The following is an 18,838-nucleotide window of genomic DNA, read 5'->3' on the forward strand; positions in this document are numbered from 1 at the left end:
CGTTGTCCGGGGGTTGGACGGGCGCGTCCCGCGCGCGTCCCCTTCGCGTAGATTGCTGCCACGCGCAAGGAAGTGGGGACAGGACGTGGCAATGGCCAGGCAGGCCGTCGGCGAAGCCCGCAGGATCGTCGTCAAGGTGGGCTCCTCCTCGCTGACCACCGCCTCCGGCGGCCTGGACGCGGACCGTGTCGACGCGCTCGTCGACGTCCTGGCCAAGAGCCGCAGCGGCGGGGAGAGGGAGATCGTCCTCGTCTCCTCCGGTGCCATCGCCGCCGGACTCGCCCCGCTCGGCCTGCGGCGCCGCCCCCGGGACCTGGCCCGCCAGCAGGCCGCCGCCAGCGTCGGCCAGGGCCTGCTCGTCGCCCGCTACACCGCCTCCTTCGCCCGCTACGCCGTCCGCGTCGGACAGGTCCTGCTCACCTCCGACGACATGAGCCGCCGCGCTCACCACCGCAACGCCTCCCGCACCCTCGACAAGCTGCTCGCGATGGGCGCGCTGCCGGTCGTCAACGAGAACGACACCGTCGCCACCGACGAGATCCGATTCGGCGACAACGACCGCCTTGCCGCCCTCGTCGCCCACCTCGTCCACGCCGACCTGCTGGTCCTGCTCTCCGACGTCGACGGCGTCTACGACGGTGACCCGAGCAGGCCCGGCACCTCGCGGATAGCGGAGGTCAAGGGGCCCGAGGACCTCGCGGACGTCGAGATCGGCAGCGCCGGGAAGGCCGGCGTCGGCACCGGCGGGATGGTCACCAAGGTGGAGGCCGCCCGGATCGCCGCCGCCGCGGGCATCCCGGTGGTCCTCACGAGTGCCGTGCACGCCGCCGACGCGCTCTCCGGCGGCGACACCGGCACCTACTTCCACCCCACCGGCAAACGGTCCGCAGACCGCCTCCTGTGGCTCCAGCACGCCTCCACCCCGCAGGGCTCGCTCACCCTCGACGACGGGGCCGTCCGCGCGGTCGTACAGGGCCGTAAATCGCTGCTGCCGGCCGGGATCGCCGCCGTGGAGGGCGAGTTCGGCGCCGGTGACCCGGTCGAGCTGCGCGACACCCAGGGGCGCGCCGTGGCCCGCGGGCTGGTCAGTTTCGACGCCAAGGAGATCCCCCAGCTGATCGGGCGTTCGACCAGGGAGCTGGCGCGCGAGCTGGGCCCGGCGTACGAACGTGAGGTCGTACACAGGGACGACCTGGTGATCCTGCACCCGTAAAACGGGGCGTAACGACGGCCCCCGGTGGGGGACGTTCCGTAAAACCGCCACACGAACCCTTGCGGCCTGCTCAACTTTGTCTCAGGACCACGTTCCGCACGAGCACAGCTGTAAGGAGGCCGTCGTGAGACGAGTGCGCCCTGGTGCTGCGGCCTCCCGCGGTGCTCTGACGAGCGTCGCGGCCGGGGACACCTATGAGGAGCCGAAGGACCTGCCCCGCCTGTGGCACGTCACCCTCAGCGTCTGCGGTGCCGAGGTCCCCCTGCCGGAACTGCGCCGCGGACTCGAACAACTGGCCCACGACCACCCCTTCCTCCTCACCAGCCGCTATGCCTGCGACCACGCCGAGATCCGCTACTGGGAAGAGGCCCGCGACCTCCACGACGCCGCCGCCGTCGCCCTGCGCCTGTGGGGCGAGCACCGTCAGACCGCCGGCCTGCCCGCGTGGGAGATCGTCGGCCTGGAGGTCATCGACCGCACGACCTACCATCAGCGGATCGCCGAGGGCTACGGCCCGCCGCCCGCGACACCGGTCGGCATCCACCCGTTCTGAGCCCCCGGGTCCCACCGCTCCGAGCCCCCGGGTCCCACCGCTCCGAGCCCCCGGGTCCCACCGCTCCGAGCTCCCGGGGCCCACCGGCCCTCCTGGTCCAGCGGTCTCGCGGGTCCACCGGGACCCGCTGATCCCGGCGGGTATTGTCCCTGTTTGATCCCGTCTCGCGGTGTGGGATGAATCGTGGACGGCCCACCGGGGCGCACTACCCTTCCCTCATGACCACGCTCTCGCCGTACGACGCCATGTCCCCGGTCACCCAGGCCGCCTACCGCGCCAAGGCCGCCGCCGCCGACCTCGCGCCGCTGCCGCGTGCCGTGAAGGACGACGCGCTGCTCGCCGTCGCGGACGCCCTGGAGGTCCGTACGAGCGAGATCGTCGAGGCCAACGCGAAGGACATCGCCAAGGCCCGCGAGAACGGCACCAGCGAGGCGATCATCGACCGCCTCACCCTCACCCCGGAGCGGGTCCGCGCCATCGCCTCCGACGTCCGTGACGTCGCGAAGCTGCCCGACCCGGTCGGCGAGGTCGTCCGCGGTTCCACCCTTCCCAACGGCATCGACCTGCGGCAGGTCCGCGTCCCGCTCGGCGTCGTCGGCATCATCTACGAGGCCCGCCCGAACGTCACCGTCGACGCCGCCGCCCTCTGCCTGAAGTCCGGCAACGCGGTCCTGCTGCGCGGTTCCGCCTCCGCCTACGAGTCGAACACGGCGCTGGTGAGGGTCCTGCGGGACGCCGTCGGCGGTGCCGGGCTGCCCGCCGACGCCGTCCAGCTGGTGCCCGGCGAGGGCCGCGAGTCCGTCCACGAGCTGATGCGCGCCCGCGGCCTCGTCGACGTCCTCATCCCGCGCGGCGGCGCCTCCCTCATCCAGACCGTCGTCATGGAGTCCAAGGTCCCGGTCATCGAGACCGGCACCGGAAACTGCCACGTCTACGTCGACGCCCACGCTGACATCGACATGGCCATCGACATCCTCATCAACTCCAAGGCGCAGCGGGTCAGCGTCTGCAACGCCGCCGAGACCCTCCTCGTCCACCAGGACATCGCCGCCGAGTTCCTGCCGCGCGCCCTCGACGCCCTCGCCGAGGCCGGCGTCACCGTGCACGCCGACGAACGTGTCCTCGCCCACGCCAAGGACTCCAAGGCGACCGTCGTCGAGGCCGTCCCGGAGGACTGGGAGACCGAGTACCTGTCGTACGACATCGCCGCCGCCGTCGTCGACTCCCTCGACAAGGCCGTCGAGCACATCCGGCTGTGGACCTCCGGGCACACCGAGGCCATCGTCACCACCTCCCAGCAGGCCGCCCGCCGCTTCACCCAGCTGGTCGACTCCACCACCGTCGCCGTGAACGCCTCCACGCGTTTCACCGACGGCGGCCAGTTCGGATTCGGCGCCGAGATCGGCATCTCCACCCAGAAGCTGCACGCCCGCGGCCCCATGGGCCTGCCGGAGCTGACCAGCACCAAGTACATCGTCACGGGCGACGGCCACATCCGCCGCTGACGTCCGTACGCCCGCCGTACCTCGGACGGCCGTATCCCGGACGGCCCTGTGGCGCGCCGTCCGGTGGCCGTGAGGGGGTGCGGAAGGCGTGGTCGGCCGGTACGGGCGCGCGGAGGGGCGTACGGGTCCCGGGGCGGCGTGAGAGGCGTCTCACCGGGCCTATGAATTTCCATACCGTCTGCCCAAATTGACCCCCCAGGTCTACTCTGGTTCCGTGCCGGAGGACGTGGGGGGCACGCCGTTCCCTGACGGCTGGGAGCCCGACGACGACCATGATCACGGAATGTCGGACGAAGAGTTCGACGCCGTGGTCTTCGACGAGGCCTTCGTGAAGGCGGCTGTGGTCCATGAGCCGACCGCCGTCGAACGCCTCCTTGCCGCCGCCCAGGCCAGAGCCGAGGCCTCCGAGGCCGAGGCCCGCCGGGCCCACGCCAGAGGCGACCGCTACGACGACGCCTACGGCCCCGACGGCCCCGGATTCCGGCACTCCGGCGAACTCGACGACCCGGACGACGCCGACGTGCTCGAAGACGGCTACGGCGCCGCCGGGACGTACGGCAAACACGTCCGCTGGCACCGTCCCGTCGCCTGGGTGCTCGCCCTCGTCATGGGGATCGGCATGGTCGCGCTCGCCTTCGCCGCGGTCTACCGCAGCGCCTCCTCGGGCGGCAGCCGCGACCAGGTGCCCAGGCCGCCCTCCACCGGCCAGGGACAGGGCACCGCGGCGGCCCCCTCGGTCTCCGCCGACTACTCCCAGCCCGCCAAGTCGGCGGCCTCCGCGGTCCCGCGCACGCCCTGAGCGGCCACGGCCGCCCTGATGGCAGTTCTGGTGAGAACCTGTCAGAAGTTGTCATGTAGCTGGGCGTTTACCTGAGGCTCCCGAGACCTACTCTGAAAGTATGGGCGGGCCAGGAGACCCACCTGAGGGGACACCCGAGGGCGGCCCCGTGGGTGGCGAGGACGAGTACCGATCCGTCGTCTTCGACGAATCGTTCGTCCGCGCTGCCCGCCTCCAGGAGTCCTCCGCACGCGAACGCATGACCGACCACGCGCCCGCCGTACGCCGTCGCCCGCCCCTGCGCCGCGGCCTCACCCGGCAGGCCCTGGTCCTCGTCATGCTGATCCTCGCCGCCTTCGGCACCGCGATCTACATGGGCGTCCGCCACCCCTACGGCACCGACGAGGCCCAGCAGCCCGTCGAACCCCTGCGGATGACCGTCATCCCGCTCTCCCCGCAGGGCAAGGTGCCCGGTGCCGCCGACGCCGAGGCCCTGTACGCGCACAGCCCCGCAGCGGAGTACGAGGTCGGCGCCGAGGGGATACCGTTGCCGACCGTGCACAGCACCGCGCACTTCTCCGACAGCCAGGTGGTCACCGCTCTGACCACGGTCAAGGACTACCTCGTCCGCTCCTCGCTCTACCCCGAGGTCCTCGACAGCAGCGAGGTGCGGCCCGCGCGGGCGCTGCTCGACCCCGGTCAGCTCGACCAGTTCGACCAGAGCGTCGACCACCCCGTGGCGGACGGCCGGCACGCCCCCACCGGATGGCTGGTCCGTTTCGACCCCACCCGCGCCGAACTCGCCGACCCGAGGATCCGCGTCCAGGGCAACCTGCGGGCCACCGAGACCGACCCGGCCACCCTGGAGATCAGCGCCGACCACACCTTCGTCTACGCGCTGCGGCCCACCGGCACCCCGGCCGGCGGCGCCCAGGTCTCCCTGTTCACCGTCCGCCGCGAGCTGACCTTCCGCTTCGACCGCGACGACCTGCGCCAGCACCAGACCCAGCTGGTCGTCTCCTACGTCCAGGCGGGTCCCCTGTCCTGCGCCGAGGACGCCGCCGACCACCTGCGTCCCCTGCTGGCCGGCCAGACGGCCAAGGCGGGCGGCCCGGCGGGCACGAACCCGTTCGCCACGGACGGCACCACCGCCCTGTGCGGGACACTGGCCACCGCGGCCGAGCCGAAGGTCTGAGCGGCAGGCCCACTAGGTCTGAGCGGCAGGCCCGCTACGCTCCGTCGCCCTCGGCCTGCGGGGGAGTGTCCCGCGGCGGTGCCTCGTCCGTCGATGCGTCCTCCGGCGCCGAGTCCTCCGGCGCCGAGTCCTTCGGTGCCCCGTCCTTCGGCGGCGGCGCGCTCGTGAACCCCTCGAAGCCGCGCTTCACCCGGCCGCCCAGACCCCCCGCCCCGCCCGCGAAGTCCGTGACCAGCTTCATCAGCGGATCCTTGGAGCTCTTCACGTCGCTGGCATAACTCGCCGCGGACTCCTTGAACGAGTCACCGACCGAGGTGTCCTTGTCCTCGGTGCGCCGCGGATAGTGACCGTCCATGATCCGCTGGTGGTCACGGGACTCGGCCCACTTCTTCAGCTCGGCCGCGCGGACCGTGGTGAAGGGGTGCGAGCGCGGCAGCACGTTCAGGATCTTCAGCACCGAGTCGCGCAGGTCACCGCCCTCCTCGTACTCCTCCGCCTGCTTGAGGAACGCGTCCACGTTCATCTCGTGCAGGTGGTTGCCGCCCGCTATCTTCATCAGCCCGCGCATCGAAGCCCGCAGGTCCTGCCCCACCAGCAGACCCGCGCGGTCGGCGGACAGCTCCGACTTGCGGAACCACTCCCGCAGGGCCGTGACGATCGCCAGGATCGCCAGGTTGCCCAGCGGGATCCAGGCGACCTTCAGGGCGAGGCTGGTCAGGAACAGCAGGATCGTGCGGTAGACGGAGTGCCCGGAGAGCGCGTGGCCCACCTCGTGGCCGACGACCGCGCGCATCTCCTCCTCGTCGAGAAGCTCCACCAGACCCGTGGTCACCACGATGATCGGCTCGTCCAGGCCGATGCACATCGCGTTCGGCTGCGGATCCTGCGTCACGTACATCGGCGGGACCTTCTCCAGGTCCAGGATGTAACAGGCATCCCGCAGCATGTCGTTCAGGTGGGTGAACTGCTGGTCGGACACCCGGACCGAGTCGGACAGGAACAGCAGCCGCAGACTCCGCTCCGGAAGCAGTCCGCTGAGCGCCTTGAAGACCGTGTCGAAACCGCTCAGCCTGCGCAGCGCCACCAGCGCCGAACGGTCCGCCGGATGCTCGTACGCACGCGAGGAGATCCCCGGGAACCGCTTGCGCCGCCTGCTCGGCACCCGCTCGTGCCCGCTCTGCTCGTGGCCGTCGTCGGACATGTCATCCCCCAGGTACGTGAGTGTCCACGGTGTGCCCCCGAAGCAGAGCCCAGCCTAGGCGGAGATACCGTGGGCGGGCAGTACAGCCGAAGGAGTCCCCATGGAGCACCACCCCCCGGCCGCCTGGCTGACCCAGGCCGCGAGCGCCGCCCAGCACCAGAGCTCGGGCGATCTGCTCCGGGTCGTCATCGTCGTCATGTTCGTCGGCTGCGCACTGACCGCCTGGTTCCTGCTGCGCGGGTACAAACAGAAGGACGACTGAGCCGCCGGGATCGTTCCCCGTCCGCCGTGACGCACGAGCCGGCAGGAGCACACCGGAGCCGTCCGGACGCCGGCCACCGGTCGGTGAGCGTCGGCCCAACGGAGGAGTCGGCGTGATCGCCGCCGGGCCGCCCGCATACGATGAGCCGACATCTTTATCCCGTCCACACGCGATAGGTCCTGCCGCAGATGATGAATCTCCACAGCACCGCTGCCCAGTTGGTCACCCTCGCCGCCGAGGGCGAGGGAGGCGGCAACCACAACAGCCTCAACCCGCTCGTCACCGGTGGCAGCGCGTTCCTCATCCTGCTGCTCCTGCTGTGGATCACCACCCGCTTCAACCGCGACCGCTGAGCCGGACGCCCGGCCCGGCACCGGTCCTCCGGGCGGGGCCCACGGACCGGGCCGGTAGGGTCTGCACGCATGGGAGAGCAGGACATGCCTACCGGTCCGGCGAATGACGAGGCCGAGTACGCCGGCGACACGGTGACGACCCCGCGGTACACGCCGGCGGTCCCCGCGCACACCGGCAAACGCCGCCTCGGTGTCATGGGCGGAACGTTCGATCCGATCCACCACGGTCACCTCGTGGCGGCCAGCGAGGTCGCCGCCCAGTTCCACCTCGACGAGGTGGTGTTCGTGCCCACGGGGCAGCCCTGGCAGAAGACCGCCCGCGCCGTCTCACCGGCCGAGGACCGCTATCTGATGACGGTCATCGCGACCGCGGAGAACCCGCAGTTCTCCGTCAGTCGTATCGACATCGACCGCGGCGGCCCCACCTACACCGTCGACACCCTGCGTGACCTGCGTGCCCTCAACCCGGACACCGACCTGTTCTTCATCACCGGCGCCGACGCGCTCGGCCAGATCCTCACCTGGCGCGACTCCGAGGAACTCTTCTCCCTGGCCCACTTCATCGGCTGCACCCGGCCCGGCCACCATCTGACCGACCGCGGTCTCCCCGAGGGCGGCGTCTCGCTGGTGGAGGTTCCCGCGCTCGCCATCTCCTCCACAGACTGCCGTGCGAGAGTCGCCAAGGGCGACCCCATCTGGTACATGGTGCCGGACGGAGTCGTGCGCTACATCGACAAGCGCGAGCTGTACCGCGGCGAGTGAGCCGAGAGGAGCACCGGTGAACGACCGATACGACGCGGGCTACGGAAGCGACCAGTACGAACTCGTCGGCTACGACGAGTACGGACAGCCGGTGTACCGCCAGATCCCGGCGCAACAGCAGCAGACGTACGACCCGTACACCGGGCAGGGGCAGGGGCAGGGGCAGGGGCAGGGGCAGGGCTACGGCTACGACCCGTACGCCGGCGGCGGGCAGCAGACCGCACCGGCGTACGACACCGGGCAGCAGGCGCCCGTCTACGACACCGGGCAGCAGCCGACCGTGCCGCCCACGCACGGGTACGACGGATACGACCCGTACGGCACCGGCGGCCAGACGGCCTACGACCCCTACGGGCAGGCGGCCACCAGCGGCCGGCAGCCCCGGGTCGCCGAGCAGACCGCGCACATCCCGCAGCAGGCCGGACCGGTCCGGGAACCCGCCGAGCCCCGCCAGGCCGACGGCCAAGGCGAAGGCGAACGGGATTACAACACCGGGCAGTTCGCGTTCGTCGAGCAGCCGGACGGTGACTCCGAGGACGTCATCGACTGGCTGAACTTCACCGAGAACCGCACCGAGCGCCGCGAGGAGGCCAAGCGTCGCGCCCGCAGCCGGATGATCGCCCTGGTCGTCGTTCTCGCCCTGGTCGCCGTCGGCGGCGTCGGCTACCTCTGGTACGCCGGAAAGATCCCCGGCCTGTCCTCCGCCGGCACCAAGAGCGGTACGACGACCTCGGCGGCCGCCCAGAAACGCGACGTGGTCGTCGTCCACCTGCACAACACCGGCGGTGGCGGCACCTCGACCGTGCTGCTCGTCGACAACACCACCACCAAGCAGGGCAGCACCGTCCTGCTGCCCAACTCCCTCGCCCTCACCGACGACGACGGCAGCACCACGACCCTCGCCAAGTCGGTCGACGACGACGGCTCCTCCGGGACCCGCGACCAGCTCGACACCGTCCTGGGCACCAACATCGAGGGCACCTGGCGTCTCGACACCCCCTATCTGCAGAACCTCGTCGAACTCGTCGGCAACATCGACATCGACACCAACGCCGACGTCCCTGACCCGGACACCAAGAAGAAGGGCGAGGCTCCCCTGGTCCACCAGGGCAAGGACCAGACCCTCAGCGGCAAGGCCGCCGTCGCCTACGCCACCTACCGCGCCTCCGGCGAGGCCCAGAACGCCCAGCTGGAGCGGTTCGGGCAGGTCATGCAGGGCGTACTGCGCAAGATGTCGTCCGACGCCTCCGCCGCGACGACCACCGTGCAGACCCTCGCGCAGATCCTCGACCCGTCCCTCACCGACAAGGACCTCGGCACCTTCCTCGCCAAACTCGCCGACCTCGCCAAGGGCGGCGACTACAAGACCGCCCTGCTGCCCGTGCAGAGCGACGGCACGCTGAGCGCCGAGACCAGTTCCAGCGTGGTCAAGGACGTCCTCGGCGGCACCGCCAAGAGCCCCTCCGCGGGCTCCGCGGTCCGCGTCTCCGTCCAGAACGCCACCGGCGTCAAGGACGACACGGAGAAGGCCCGCGTGGTCCTCGTCAACGGCGGCTACACCTTCCTGGAGGGCGGTACGGCCGCCACCACCCAGGCAGCCTCCAAGGTGCTCTACTCCGACGCCGCCGACAAGGAGAACGCCACCGAGGTCGCCAAGACCCTCGGCCTGGGCACCGGCGCCGTCCAGAAGGGCACGGTCGGCTCGGGCGCCGACGTCTCGGTGGTCCTCGGCCAGGACTACAAGCCGTCCTCCTCCTGAGCGGCGGCCCCTCGCACCCCACGTGACGCGGTAATCACGTGGGGTGCGACCGGCGGTCCGTGAGACCCTTGGTGTCAAACGACCGCCGAAGGAAAGCCACGCAGTGACCGCAACCGACCGTTCCATCGAGCTCATCACCGCCGCCGCACAGGCGGCCGCCGACAAGCTCGCCCACGACGTCATCGCTTACGACGTCAGCGACGTCCTGTCGATCACGGACGCCTTCCTGCTGGCCTCCGCACCCAACGACCGCCAGGTCAAATCGATCGTCGACGAGATCGAGGAGCGCCTCCAGAAGGAACTCGGCGTCAAGCCGGTCCGCCGCGAGGGCGACCGCGAGGCCCGCTGGATCCTGCTCGACTACGTCGACATCGTCGTCCACGTCCAGCACAGCGAGGAGCGTGTCTTCTACGCCCTGGAGCGGCTGTGGAAGGACTGCCCCGAGATCGAGCTGCCGGCCGACGCCAAGGCCACCCGCGGCAAGGCTGCGGAGCACGCCGAGCTCCAGGCCGCCGACGACGCCGGCGAGCCGGGCGGGGGGTGGTGATGACCGCCACGGGCGAGGTGACCGACCGCAAGGGCCGCGGTCGCCGCATCATCCTGTGGCGGCACGGCCAGACCGCCTGGAACGTGGAGCGCCGCTTCCAGGGCTCCACCGACGTCGAGCTCACCGAGACCGGCATCGGCCAGGCCCGCCGGGCGGCCCGCCTGCTCGCCTCCCTCGGCCCGGACGCTATCGTCTCCTCCGACCTGCGGCGGGCCGCCGACACGGCCGCCCAGCTCGCCGTTCTCACCGACCTCGACGTGATCCGTGACGAGGGCCTGCGGGAGACCTACGCGGGCGTGTGGCAGGGCCTCACCCACCAGGAGATCATCGACCTGCACGGTGACGAGTACGCCGCCTGGAAGCGCGGTGAGCCCGTCCGCCGCGGCGGCGGCGAACTGGAGACCGAGGTCGCCGACCGGGCCGCCCCCGTCGTGCTCCGGCACGCCGAGAAGCTCCCCGAGGACGGCACCCTCGTGGTGGTCAGTCACGGCGGCACCATCCGCACCACCATCGGCCGCCTCCTCGGCCTGGAGTCCCAGCACTGGGAGAGCCTCGGCGGTCTCACCAACTGCTGCTGGTCCGTCCTCGGAGAAGGCGCCCGCGGCTGGCGGCTCCTGGAGCACAACGCCGGCACCCTCCCGGAGCCCGTCCTCGGCGACGACGACTGACGATCCTCGGCCAACCGACCAGGCCCCGGATTTCACTTTCCGGCAGGTCGCAGGCTAAAGTTCTTCTTGTTCGGCCCGCCAAGCGGAAAGACGGGAAGAACGCGAGGGGCTATAGCTCAGTTGGTAGAGCGCCTGCATGGCATGCAGGAGGTCAGGAGTTCAATTCTCCTTAGCTCCACAGATCGACACTCCACACCTTGTCGAGTTGTCAAAGATCGGCAATGAGATTCCCGTCCTCTTCAGAGGGCGGGATTTCTTGTGTTCCACTCCCGGATGATCTCGGTGGCCTCCTCCTCCGCCACCGGCCACAACCGCTGCCTGTGCTCCCGCAGCAACGCCACCCGCTCCCGCGTCCGTTCGTCCTCCGGCGTGTAGACCACGATCCGCGCCTCGGGCATCCCGTCGATCGACAGCGACTGCGAGGTCATCCGCAGCTCGCCCACCGCCTCGTGACGGAACGTCTTCACCCGGGGCCCCGGCTGGGCCACCGCTCCGCTCGCCCACAACCGGGCGAAGTACGGACTGGCCTGGGACAGCGCCCGTATGAAGTCCTCCCAGGCCGGCTCGCCGACATGTCTGCCGTAGGAGGAACGCAGGGTCGCCACCATCACCGGCAGTTCACGCTGCAGGTGCACCACCGGGCAGGCCTCCTGCGAGATCGTGAACAGCGTCCACAGCACGTTCGGTACGCCGATCCGCACCGTCTCCGGCACCAGGAACAGGTCCCGGTACGCGGTGTTGGTGGCCAGCACGTCGTAGCGCGAGGTGTACACCACCGCCATCAGCGGGTCGAGCGCGTCGATGATGCCCTGCACCTCCGCGCCGACCGACCGGGACAGCCCCTCCGGTATCGGGGCGAACGGCACCTCCGCCAGCCGGTACAGATGCTCCCGCTCCGGCGGGTCCAGCATCAGCGTCCGCGCCACCGCGTCCAGCACCTGCGCCGACGCGTTGATCGGCCGACCCTGCTCCAGCCATGTGTACCAGGTCACACCCACACCGGAGAGCTGGGCGACCTCCTCCCGCCGCAGCCCCGGCGTACGCCGCCGCAGCCCCGGCGGCATCCCTACGTCCGCCGGCTGCACCCGGGCCCGCCTGCTGCGCAGGAACGCGGCCAGCTCAGGCCTGCGCCGGTGTGCTGTCGTCGCCATCGTCACGTCCCCCGTCGTCACATCCCCATCGTGAACGCAGTCCCCGTGCCCTGCCAGGTGCTGCCAGTACCAGCATCGGCGGGCTCTCGGCACCCGTACCGGCCCGCCGCCACGCTCGGACGCATGACGACGCCATCCAGGACGGGACCAGGTCCCGCACCCGCTCCGACCCCTGCGAAAAGTGAAGCACCCGGCACTGACAACCGGCCCCGGCTGCTCCTCCCGGTCGTCCTCGCGGCCCTTTTCATGGCCGTGCTGGACGTCTTCATCGTGAACGTCGCGGCCCCCACCATGGGCTCCGAACTCCACGCCTCCGGCGCCGACCTGCAGCTGGTCGTGGCCGGCTACGCGATCACCTACTCGGTGCTGCTGATCACCGGCGCCCGGCTCGGCGACCGGCTCGGCCACGGCCGGGTCCACCTGGCCGGCCTCGCCCTGTTCACGACCGCGTCGCTCGCCTGCGGCCTGGCCCAGGGTGCCACCGAGCTGATCGTGTTCCGGCTGCTGCAGGGCGCCGGATCGGCGGTGATGATCCCGCAGGTCCTCAGCATCATCCAGCGCACCTTCACCGGCGAGGCCCGTATCCGAGCGCTCGGTGCCTACTCGGCGGTCCTCGCGGTCGGCGCCGCCGCCGGCCAGGTCATCGGCGGCGCCCTGGTCAGCGCCGACCTGTTCGGCACCGGCTGGCGGCCGGTGTTCCTCGTCAACGTGCCCGTCGGCGCCGCGCTCCTCGTCCTCGGCCGGCGCGTTCTGCCGCTCGGCGCCGGATCCGGTCCCGAGCGGGCCCGCGGCCTGGACCTGCCCGGCCTGGTCCTGCTGGGGGCCGCCGTGTCGCTCCTGACGGTCCCGCTGGTGCTCGGCCAGGAGGAGAACTGGCCGCTGTGGTCCTGGCTGTCCCTGGCCGCCGCTGTGCTCCTGTTCGCGTTGTTCTGCGCCTACGAGTCGAGGCTGGCCCGGCGCGGCGGCGCCCCGATCGTCGCGCCCCGGGTGCTGCGCCACCCCGGGATGAGCCTGGCCGTGCTGCGCATCCTCGCCGTCATGGCCGTCAACGCAGGGTTCCTCTTCACTCTCACCCTGCACGTCCAGAGGGGCCTCGGCTACAGCGCGCTGCGCGCAGGTCTCACCTTCGCGCCGACCGCCGTCGTCTTCGGCGTGGTCGCTCTCACCTGGCGCAGGTGGCCGGCCGCCTGGCAGCGGGCGCTGGCACCGGTCGGGTTCGGGCTCACCGCGCTGGGCGTGGCCGGTGTCGGCCTGGCCTTCCACGGTGGTAGTGACGGGGGCGCGCAGCTTTATGTGGCGTACGCGGGCGTGGGAGCGGGGCTCGCGCTCGCGTTCAGTCCCACGCTCACCGGTGCCCTTGCAACCGTGCGCCCCGAGGACGCGGCGGACGCCAGCGGACTCCTCGCGACCGTCACCCAGCTCGGGCAGCTCATCGGTGTCGCGGCGTTCGGCACACTGTTCTTGAACCGGCTTGAGTCAGTTGGGGGCTCGCAGGCGTATACCTCTGCGGAGGCGCTGTCAGCCTGCGCATGGGCGCTCGCCGCGACGGCGGCCGCGGGTGCCGTGTCCGGACTGGTACTGAGGCGTCGCTGACCGTATTGGCCCGGCCGTGGCAGAATCAAACGGCCGGAAGGGGGCGCGGCCCGACGGGAGGAGTAGCGATGCCTGCGAGCATCCTTGAGGAGGGCGGCCACCTCCTCGGTGCGGCGTTGATACGGGACACGATCACCCGGCTGCTCTGCCCTTCCTGCGGTTCCGTGCATGTCGCCCAAGTGCTCGGCGACAACGGCGGGATCTCCTACGTGTGCACGGCCTGCGGCCACAGCTGGAGCTGATCGATGGGTGCACACAGGCGGAAGTGCGACTGGTGCGGGAGCGGGACCCCGATCGTTCGCGACATGGAGCCGATCAACCCCGACTACCAGTACTGGTGCGAGGAATGCGCGCGGGCGCTGATCATAAAAGGCGACCCCATCGAGACCTACCGTGAGCTGGAGGGCGAGCCGATCTACGGCCGGCTCCTCGAAGAGCACTGCACGCTCAAGCGGTTCTACTCGTTCGTCACGGCCTGAGTGGCGCCCGGCCTCGGCAACGATGTCCGGGCGAGCACGAGGAACAGCGCCCCGGTGACCGGGTAGAGCCCTGACAGCGTCAAGGCGACGGCGTCCTGGTGAAGTTCGGGCCGCCCCGGCCCGTGCGGCACCCACCACAGGGCGTACGAGCAGAAGACCAGCAGCATGCCCGCGGCCGCCATGCGCAGCCCGCGCGTCCACAGCAGCAGCACGACCGGCACGCACCACACCCAGTGGTGCGACCAGGACACGGGGCTGATCAGCAGCGCCGTCACCGCGCAGACGGCCACCGCCCAGGGCCGCCGGCCCCGCAACTCCGCCGTCACCGCCACCGCGAGCCCCAGGACGGCCGTCAGGGCTGCCGCAGCGACCCAGAGGGCTCCCGGCTCGGGAGTGTGCAGCAAACGCGCCAGAACGCCGCGCAGGGCCTGATTCGCGGTCTCCTCGGCCCGCCCCACCCGCCCCGTCCGGAACACCATCCCGCTCCAGAACCGCCATGAGTCGTACGGCAGGACGGCCGCCGCGAGCAGCGTCGCCCCCACGAAGGCGGCCGCCGCCCCGCGCGCGTGCCGCAGCCACGGGCCGCCGTCCCGCCCGCCGAGGCGCGCGGCCAGGCCCGTGACGAGCAGGAACACCGCGAACAGGGCAGGTGTCAGCTTGACCGCGGCCGCGAGCCCGACACTCACTCCCGACCAGCGGTCCGGGCGTTCGGCGGGGCGGCGTGACAGATCCCACAGCACGAGTACGGCCAGCAGCAGATTGACCTGTCCGTAACGCACGGTCGTCCACACCGGCTCGCACCACACCGCCGCCGCCGTGACCCACAGAACGCGCTCCACGCGCGCGTGCCCGACGAGCCGCATCGACAGCCCGACGAACACCAGCAGCAGGGCGAGGTTTCCGACCGTCGCCAGCGTGCGCATGCTCGCGACGTCCAGCAGCGTCAGCGGGGTGAACAGCAGCGCGGCGAACGGCGGGTAGGTGGACGGCAGATGAGCCGCCGTCGTACGCAGCGCGTAGAGATCGCCGCCCGCGCGGACGGTCGCCCCCTCCGCTCGGTAGACCATCAGGTCGATCATCGACACGTGCGCGGCCCGCTGGGCCACCCAGAACGCCGTGAACGACAGGAGACACGCCCCCAGGGCCACCGGCATCCGGCGCCGGGTCTCGGAGAACGCGATCACGGTCACGAAGTCCGACACTAGCGTCCGTATCCGCACAGAACGGAAACGATTTGGTGGTGCACCCCTTCGACCGTGTAATGTTGGCGTCGCCGCCAGGGAAGCCGGGCGGAACAGGACAAGGGGCTATAGCTCAGTTGGTAGAGCGCCTGCATGGCATGCAGGAGGTCAGGAGTTCAATTCTCCTTAGCTCCACAGAAGTCGAAGGCGGACCATCCAAATGGATGGTCCGCCTTCGGCGTTGTCACGGTCGATTTCGGCTTGGGCGACATCGTTCTGGCCGGCATCGTCTTGTTGGTCGGCGTTCTTCCGTTCGTCTCGCGCGCGTGGGGCGGGCCACCCGACCAGGGTGACCCGCCCCGCCTGCGTGCCGTGAAGGGCGTGATCAGCGGCCCAGTGCCCGGCGGCCGCGACCCTGCGAGAGAACCGGCAGGTTCTTGGCCGGTGCCTGCGCGCGCGTGTCCTCCTCCAGGCGCAGGGCGAGCGCCGGGCAGCGGCGCACCGCGCGCAGCGCCTTGGCCTCCGCGAACCGGGGCACCTTCGCCTGCGCGACCGTCGGGAAACCGTCCGCGCCCAGCTCGAAGACCTCCGGGAGGATGTCCGCGCACAGACCGTGGCCCCGGCACAGCGTCCAGTCGACGTAGATCTTCTGCCGGCTGCCGGCGCCGTTGTCATCGGGCTCTCCGCCGCCCGGGATGCCCGTGGGCATCTTGCCGTCCTCGAAGAGGGGCAGAACGCCCTCCACGGGCCGTCCGCAGCCGTTTCCGAGAACGTGCGCGGCCAGGTCGTCGGTGAACGCCTTGATCGTCGATTCGAGGAACATCGCGGAGCCGTCCGGGTGCGAGCACGCGCCGCGCCGCTTCACGTTCTTCGCGACCTGCTTGAGCGCCTCCAGGGCGGCCGGTCCGCCGCCGTTGAGGATGTCCTCCATGCCGCGCGCGGCCGCAGGCAGACCCAGGTAGCAGGGACCGCACTGTCCCGCGCTCTCCTCCGCCAGCCACTGGGCGACCCGCAAGGACTCGCCCAGCGGGCAGGTCTCCTGCGTGATCGGCAGGATGGCGCCGGCACCCAGTGCGCCGCCCACCGCGTCGAGCGAGTTACGGGAGACGATCGCCTCGTTGACCGTGGCCGCGTCGATCCATCTGCCGTGGTAGCCGCCGGTCAGCACGCCCTGCGGTACCGGCGGGGCGCCGGCCAGCTGCAGGACGTAACGCAGCGGCACGCCTGTGGGGACCTCGATCACCATGGGGCGGGCGACCGCGCCGGAGACCGTCAGCATGACGGTGCCCGGCTCGTCGTACAGGCCGGTGTTGCCGTAACGCTCCGGGCCGATGCGGGCGGCGATCGCCAGCTGCGCGAACGTCTCCGCGTTCGACAGCAGCGTGGGCGCTCCGCCGACACCGTTCTGCGAGGCGCTGGTCTTGCGGCCGGGCGGGACCGCCGGGCCGCCGTCGATCGAGCGGATCAGCGACGCGGCGGCGCCGGTGACCATCCGGACCGGGTTGCGCTGGACGAACGCCTTCAGCGCCGAACGCCGGCCGTTGCTCAGGCCGCGCTCGGCGAGCGCCTGCTCCATGGAGCGCTGCGTGGACTCCCGGGTGACCCCCACCACGAGCGTGCGGGCACCCAGTGCTTCGGCGCACAGCAGCGCACCGTCCAGGATCAGATGCGGGGCACGGTTGATCAGCACCGTGTCCTTGCGGCAGGCCGGCTCGTCCTCACTGCCGTTGACGACGACGACCGGCCGAACGCCGCGCTTGATCGCCGCCTCGGCGACCGAGCGCAGCTTCTTGTGGAAGGGGAAACCCGCGCCCCCGCGGCCCTTCAGGTTGATGCGTTCGGAGAGCTGCGCGAGCTGCTCCCCGCCCAAGGGTTCAAGCGGCCCGTGCACCTTGAGGTGCATGGGCAGATCGAGTCTTTCGACAAGGTCGAAGCCCGACGTGAGCTGCGGAAGGCCGACCACGCGGACTTCTGGGACGTCGGGCAGGGCCTCGTTCACCTATAGCCTCCGGAAGGCGTGTTCCAAGGTTCGCCCGAACCCGGTGCGTCGAAGGACGCGCCGGGCGGTGGTTCGTTGGCGGGACCGCTGTTGTACGTGTCATTCGAGTTGTACGTCCCGTACCGGGCATTCGTCTCACCCGTGTCGTACACATCACGTCCGACTGCGCCGCCGGCGCCCGGATTGCCATAGGCCGGGATGTTGTATCCGGTGTCCTGGAGCGGGTCGTACGCCGACCGGGGTGCCTCGCCGACCGGCGGCGGGGACGGGATCGGCCAACTGCCCGAGGTGCTTGACGGACCGTCCACGCGCTCCATGCGTGCGGTCTGGCCGGCGGCGAACGGCGACTGGGGCTGGCCGGGGGTGGACGTGGCCCGGTAGGCGGCGGCGAAGCCGGAGGCCGGGTCGGAGCCGGGTGCGGCGGCCGCCCCGGACGGGAACAGCGGGTTCGACTGCGAGGTCGCCGTGTCGGCACGCGACGACCTCGGCTCGCGCTCGCGCATGGCCTCGTAGCCCGACAGCGCGGACTCGCTCCTCCGGGCGCGGCTGGCGTCCAGATCGTCCAGCTCGGGGCGCTCCGGGCTTCCCAGGACGGAGACGAGACGGTCGGCGACCCTCCGCTTGAACGGGCGCGGGGCGGCGCGCAGCGCCAGCGCGGCCATCACGCCGACCAGGCACAGGTCGTACGAGATCATGAAGAACGGCTTCGCCGCGCGGCCCGCGTACAGACCGTGGATCAGCGCGGCGCACCAGGACGGGTAGGCCAGCATGTGCATGGCCCGCCAGCGGGCCGCGACGACGGCGGGGGCGGCGAAGTTGCTGCGGAGGGCGCCGGTGACACCCACGAAGATCATCAGGAGTCCGGCCAGCGAACCGAGCCCGATCAGGCCGGCGCTTCCGGTGAAGCCGAGCGAGAACGGAATGATCGCGGCGATCACGACGGTGTGATCCAGGGCGATCTTCGTGACGATGTGGACCAGCAGGAACGCGATCGAGGCGACCGCGGTCGTCCGGTGCACCGCTTGGCCGACGATCCGCTGGCGGGTGTTGAGAAAGATGCGGTCCTGTGAGATCAGACCCCAGATCACCGAGCAGCTCAGCGAGACGAGCGAGAGCACGCCTGCACCGAAGTTCAGGAACAGTTGGAACTGGCTGCCTCCGGTCAGCACGACCACGGGTATGAGCAACAGGACGACAGCGGATGCCACCCCCCAGGCCGAACGGCCTGGCTTGGGAAGCGAGCTGTTACTACGACGAGGGTTCATGGGGGCAACTCCGAGCAGTTCGGGAAAGCGGTCCCGGTGCCGCAGCCTAAGTGGCGCCATACCGATCAGTACGAGGTTTGAGTTATTGCGTTGTTACCAAAGGGGCCTGCGGCCCTTGTGATGTCCCTTAGCGGACGTTACGCGAACTAATTTTTGAACCTGATTCAACTCTCGTCCCGGTGGTCGCCTCAGACGCACGTGTCAACCATTGATACGCAAGCGCGTCGCAGCTTGCTCAAGCGCTGCGGTACTCTGACGCCATGCGTGCCGTACGCCTTCTGCTTAGCGGGCCGCGCTGATCAGTCCCGACCGCCGGAGGAAACGGCAGGTCGGCATCGGCGCGGCGTCCCCTCCTGTGTGAGGGGATTTTTCGT

At 70.7% G+C, this 18,838-nt stretch carries 19 protein-coding genes and 2 tRNA genes; 16 read left to right on the forward strand and 5 right to left on the reverse strand.

From position 1 onward, the window contains the following. The first annotated feature begins 91 nt into the window (after window positions 1-91). From proB to IEZ11_RS05845, 5 genes are all read left to right on the forward strand, one after another. Window positions 92-1,213, forward strand: coding sequence for a glutamate 5-kinase (gene proB, locus IEZ11_RS05825; protein WP_189261482.1), 1,122 nt, complete (start codon window positions 92-94; stop codon window positions 1,211-1,213). A 124-nt stretch (window positions 1,214-1,337) separates the two neighbouring features. Continuing rightward, on the forward strand, window positions 1,338-1,766 hold the full coding sequence (locus IEZ11_RS05830; RefSeq protein ID WP_189261483.1) for a DUF8830 family protein: 429 nt from the start codon (window positions 1,338-1,340) through the stop codon (window positions 1,764-1,766). Window positions 1,767-1,984: 218 nt separating this feature from the next. Continuing rightward, window positions 1,985-3,271, forward strand: a complete 1,287-nt coding sequence (locus tag IEZ11_RS05835; RefSeq protein ID WP_189261484.1) for a glutamate-5-semialdehyde dehydrogenase — start codon at window positions 1,985-1,987, stop codon at window positions 3,269-3,271. Between the two features lie 214 nt (window positions 3,272-3,485). Beyond that, window positions 3,486-4,070 (forward strand): SCO2584 family spore wall biosynthesis protein, encoded by a 585-nt coding sequence (locus IEZ11_RS05840; protein WP_189261485.1) that lies wholly within the window; start codon window positions 3,486-3,488, stop codon window positions 4,068-4,070. Window positions 4,071-4,170: 100 nt separating this feature from the next. Beyond that, a complete protein-coding gene (locus tag IEZ11_RS05845) occupies window positions 4,171-5,244 on the forward strand; it encodes an SCO2583 family membrane protein (protein ID WP_189261486.1) in 1,074 nt (357 codons plus the stop codon). Window positions 5,245-5,278: 34 nt separating this feature from the next. Here IEZ11_RS05845 and IEZ11_RS05850 read toward each other — a convergent pair whose 3' ends face one another. After that, the gene (locus tag IEZ11_RS05850) at window positions 5,279-6,445 is read right to left on the reverse strand and encodes a M48 family metallopeptidase (RefSeq protein WP_189261487.1); all 1,167 of its coding nucleotides are present in this window, start codon (window positions 6,443-6,445) and stop codon (window positions 5,279-5,281) included. 100 nt (window positions 6,446-6,545) lie between these two features. On the opposite strand from IEZ11_RS05850, the gene IEZ11_RS05855 reads away from it, so the two are divergent. The 7 genes from IEZ11_RS05855 to IEZ11_RS05885 all read left to right on the forward strand — a co-directional run bounded on the left by IEZ11_RS05855 (window position 6,546) and on the right by IEZ11_RS05885 (window position 10,974). Beyond that, complete coding sequence (locus IEZ11_RS05855) at window positions 6,546-6,707, forward strand: hypothetical protein (protein WP_089106806.1); 162 nt, start codon at window positions 6,546-6,548, stop codon at window positions 6,705-6,707. Between the two features lie 188 nt (window positions 6,708-6,895). Then, a complete protein-coding gene (locus IEZ11_RS05860; RefSeq protein WP_189261765.1) occupies window positions 6,896-7,060 on the forward strand; it encodes a hypothetical protein in 165 nt (54 codons plus the stop codon). 69 nt (window positions 7,061-7,129) lie between these two features. Continuing rightward, the gene (gene nadD / locus IEZ11_RS05865) at window positions 7,130-7,822 is read left to right on the forward strand and encodes a nicotinate-nucleotide adenylyltransferase (protein WP_189261488.1); all 693 of its coding nucleotides are present in this window, start codon (window positions 7,130-7,132) and stop codon (window positions 7,820-7,822) included. Window positions 7,823-7,838: 16 nt separating this feature from the next. Next, window positions 7,839-9,581: an LCP family protein gene (locus IEZ11_RS05870; RefSeq protein ID WP_189261489.1), complete on the forward strand. Its 1,743-nt coding sequence runs from the start codon at window positions 7,839-7,841 to the stop codon at window positions 9,579-9,581. 103 nt (window positions 9,582-9,684) lie between these two features. Then, window positions 9,685-10,128, forward strand: coding sequence for a ribosome silencing factor (gene rsfS, locus IEZ11_RS05875; protein ID WP_189261490.1), 444 nt, complete (start codon window positions 9,685-9,687; stop codon window positions 10,126-10,128). Further along, window positions 10,128-10,796 (forward strand): histidine phosphatase family protein, encoded by a 669-nt coding sequence (locus IEZ11_RS05880; RefSeq protein ID WP_189261491.1) that lies wholly within the window; start codon window positions 10,128-10,130, stop codon window positions 10,794-10,796. The genes rsfS and IEZ11_RS05880 overlap by 1 nt, the downstream gene beginning before the upstream one ends. A gap of 105 nt (window positions 10,797-10,901) precedes the next feature. Next, window positions 10,902-10,974 (forward strand) — tRNA-Ala (locus IEZ11_RS05885). Window positions 10,975-11,035: 61 nt separating this feature from the next. Here IEZ11_RS05885 and IEZ11_RS05890 read toward each other — a convergent pair. Then, window positions 11,036-11,947: a helix-turn-helix transcriptional regulator gene (locus IEZ11_RS05890; protein WP_189261492.1), complete on the reverse strand. Its 912-nt coding sequence runs from the start codon at window positions 11,945-11,947 to the stop codon at window positions 11,036-11,038. Window positions 11,948-12,070: 123 nt separating this feature from the next. On the opposite strand from IEZ11_RS05890, the gene IEZ11_RS05895 reads away from it, so the two are divergent. The 3 genes from IEZ11_RS05895 to IEZ11_RS05905 all read left to right on the forward strand — a co-directional run bounded on the left by IEZ11_RS05895 (window position 12,071) and on the right by IEZ11_RS05905 (window position 14,019). Then, window positions 12,071-13,540 carry an MFS transporter gene (locus IEZ11_RS05895; RefSeq protein WP_189261493.1) on the forward strand — a complete coding sequence of 490 codons (1,470 nt, stop codon included), beginning with the start codon at window positions 12,071-12,073 and terminating at the stop codon, window positions 13,538-13,540. A 68-nt stretch (window positions 13,541-13,608) separates the two neighbouring features. Continuing rightward, complete coding sequence (locus IEZ11_RS05900; RefSeq protein WP_107483215.1) at window positions 13,609-13,782, forward strand: hypothetical protein; 174 nt, start codon at window positions 13,609-13,611, stop codon at window positions 13,780-13,782. A gap of 3 nt (window positions 13,783-13,785) precedes the next feature. Continuing rightward, window positions 13,786-14,019 (forward strand): hypothetical protein, encoded by a 234-nt coding sequence (locus IEZ11_RS05905; RefSeq protein WP_006136074.1) that lies wholly within the window; start codon window positions 13,786-13,788, stop codon window positions 14,017-14,019. Here IEZ11_RS05905 and IEZ11_RS05910 read toward each other — a convergent pair. Continuing rightward, window positions 13,998-15,209 carry a glycosyltransferase 87 family protein gene (locus tag IEZ11_RS05910; RefSeq protein WP_373294835.1) on the reverse strand — a complete coding sequence of 404 codons (1,212 nt, stop codon included), beginning with the start codon at window positions 15,207-15,209 and terminating at the stop codon, window positions 13,998-14,000. The two genes, IEZ11_RS05905 and IEZ11_RS05910, sit on opposite strands and share 22 nt — an antisense overlap. Before the next feature lie 113 nt (window positions 15,210-15,322). Between IEZ11_RS05910 and IEZ11_RS05915 the strand changes: the two genes are divergently transcribed. Then, window positions 15,323-15,395 (forward strand) — tRNA-Ala (locus tag IEZ11_RS05915). 190 nt (window positions 15,396-15,585) lie between these two features. Here IEZ11_RS05915 and IEZ11_RS05920 read toward each other — a convergent pair. Further along, on the reverse strand, window positions 15,586-17,199 hold the full coding sequence (locus IEZ11_RS05920; protein WP_189261494.1) for an NADH-quinone oxidoreductase subunit NuoF family protein: 1,614 nt from the start codon (window positions 17,197-17,199) through the stop codon (window positions 15,586-15,588). Then, complete coding sequence (locus IEZ11_RS05925; RefSeq protein WP_189261495.1) at window positions 17,196-18,464, reverse strand: ferric reductase-like transmembrane domain-containing protein; 1,269 nt, start codon at window positions 18,462-18,464, stop codon at window positions 17,196-17,198. The genes IEZ11_RS05920 and IEZ11_RS05925 overlap by 4 nt, the downstream gene beginning before the upstream one ends. Window positions 18,465-18,838: the final 374 nt, after the last annotated feature.

This window comes from Streptomyces fuscichromogenes (assembly GCF_014645815.1).
Taxonomy (GTDB): domain Bacteria; phylum Actinomycetota; class Actinomycetes; order Streptomycetales; family Streptomycetaceae; genus Streptomyces; species Streptomyces fuscichromogenes.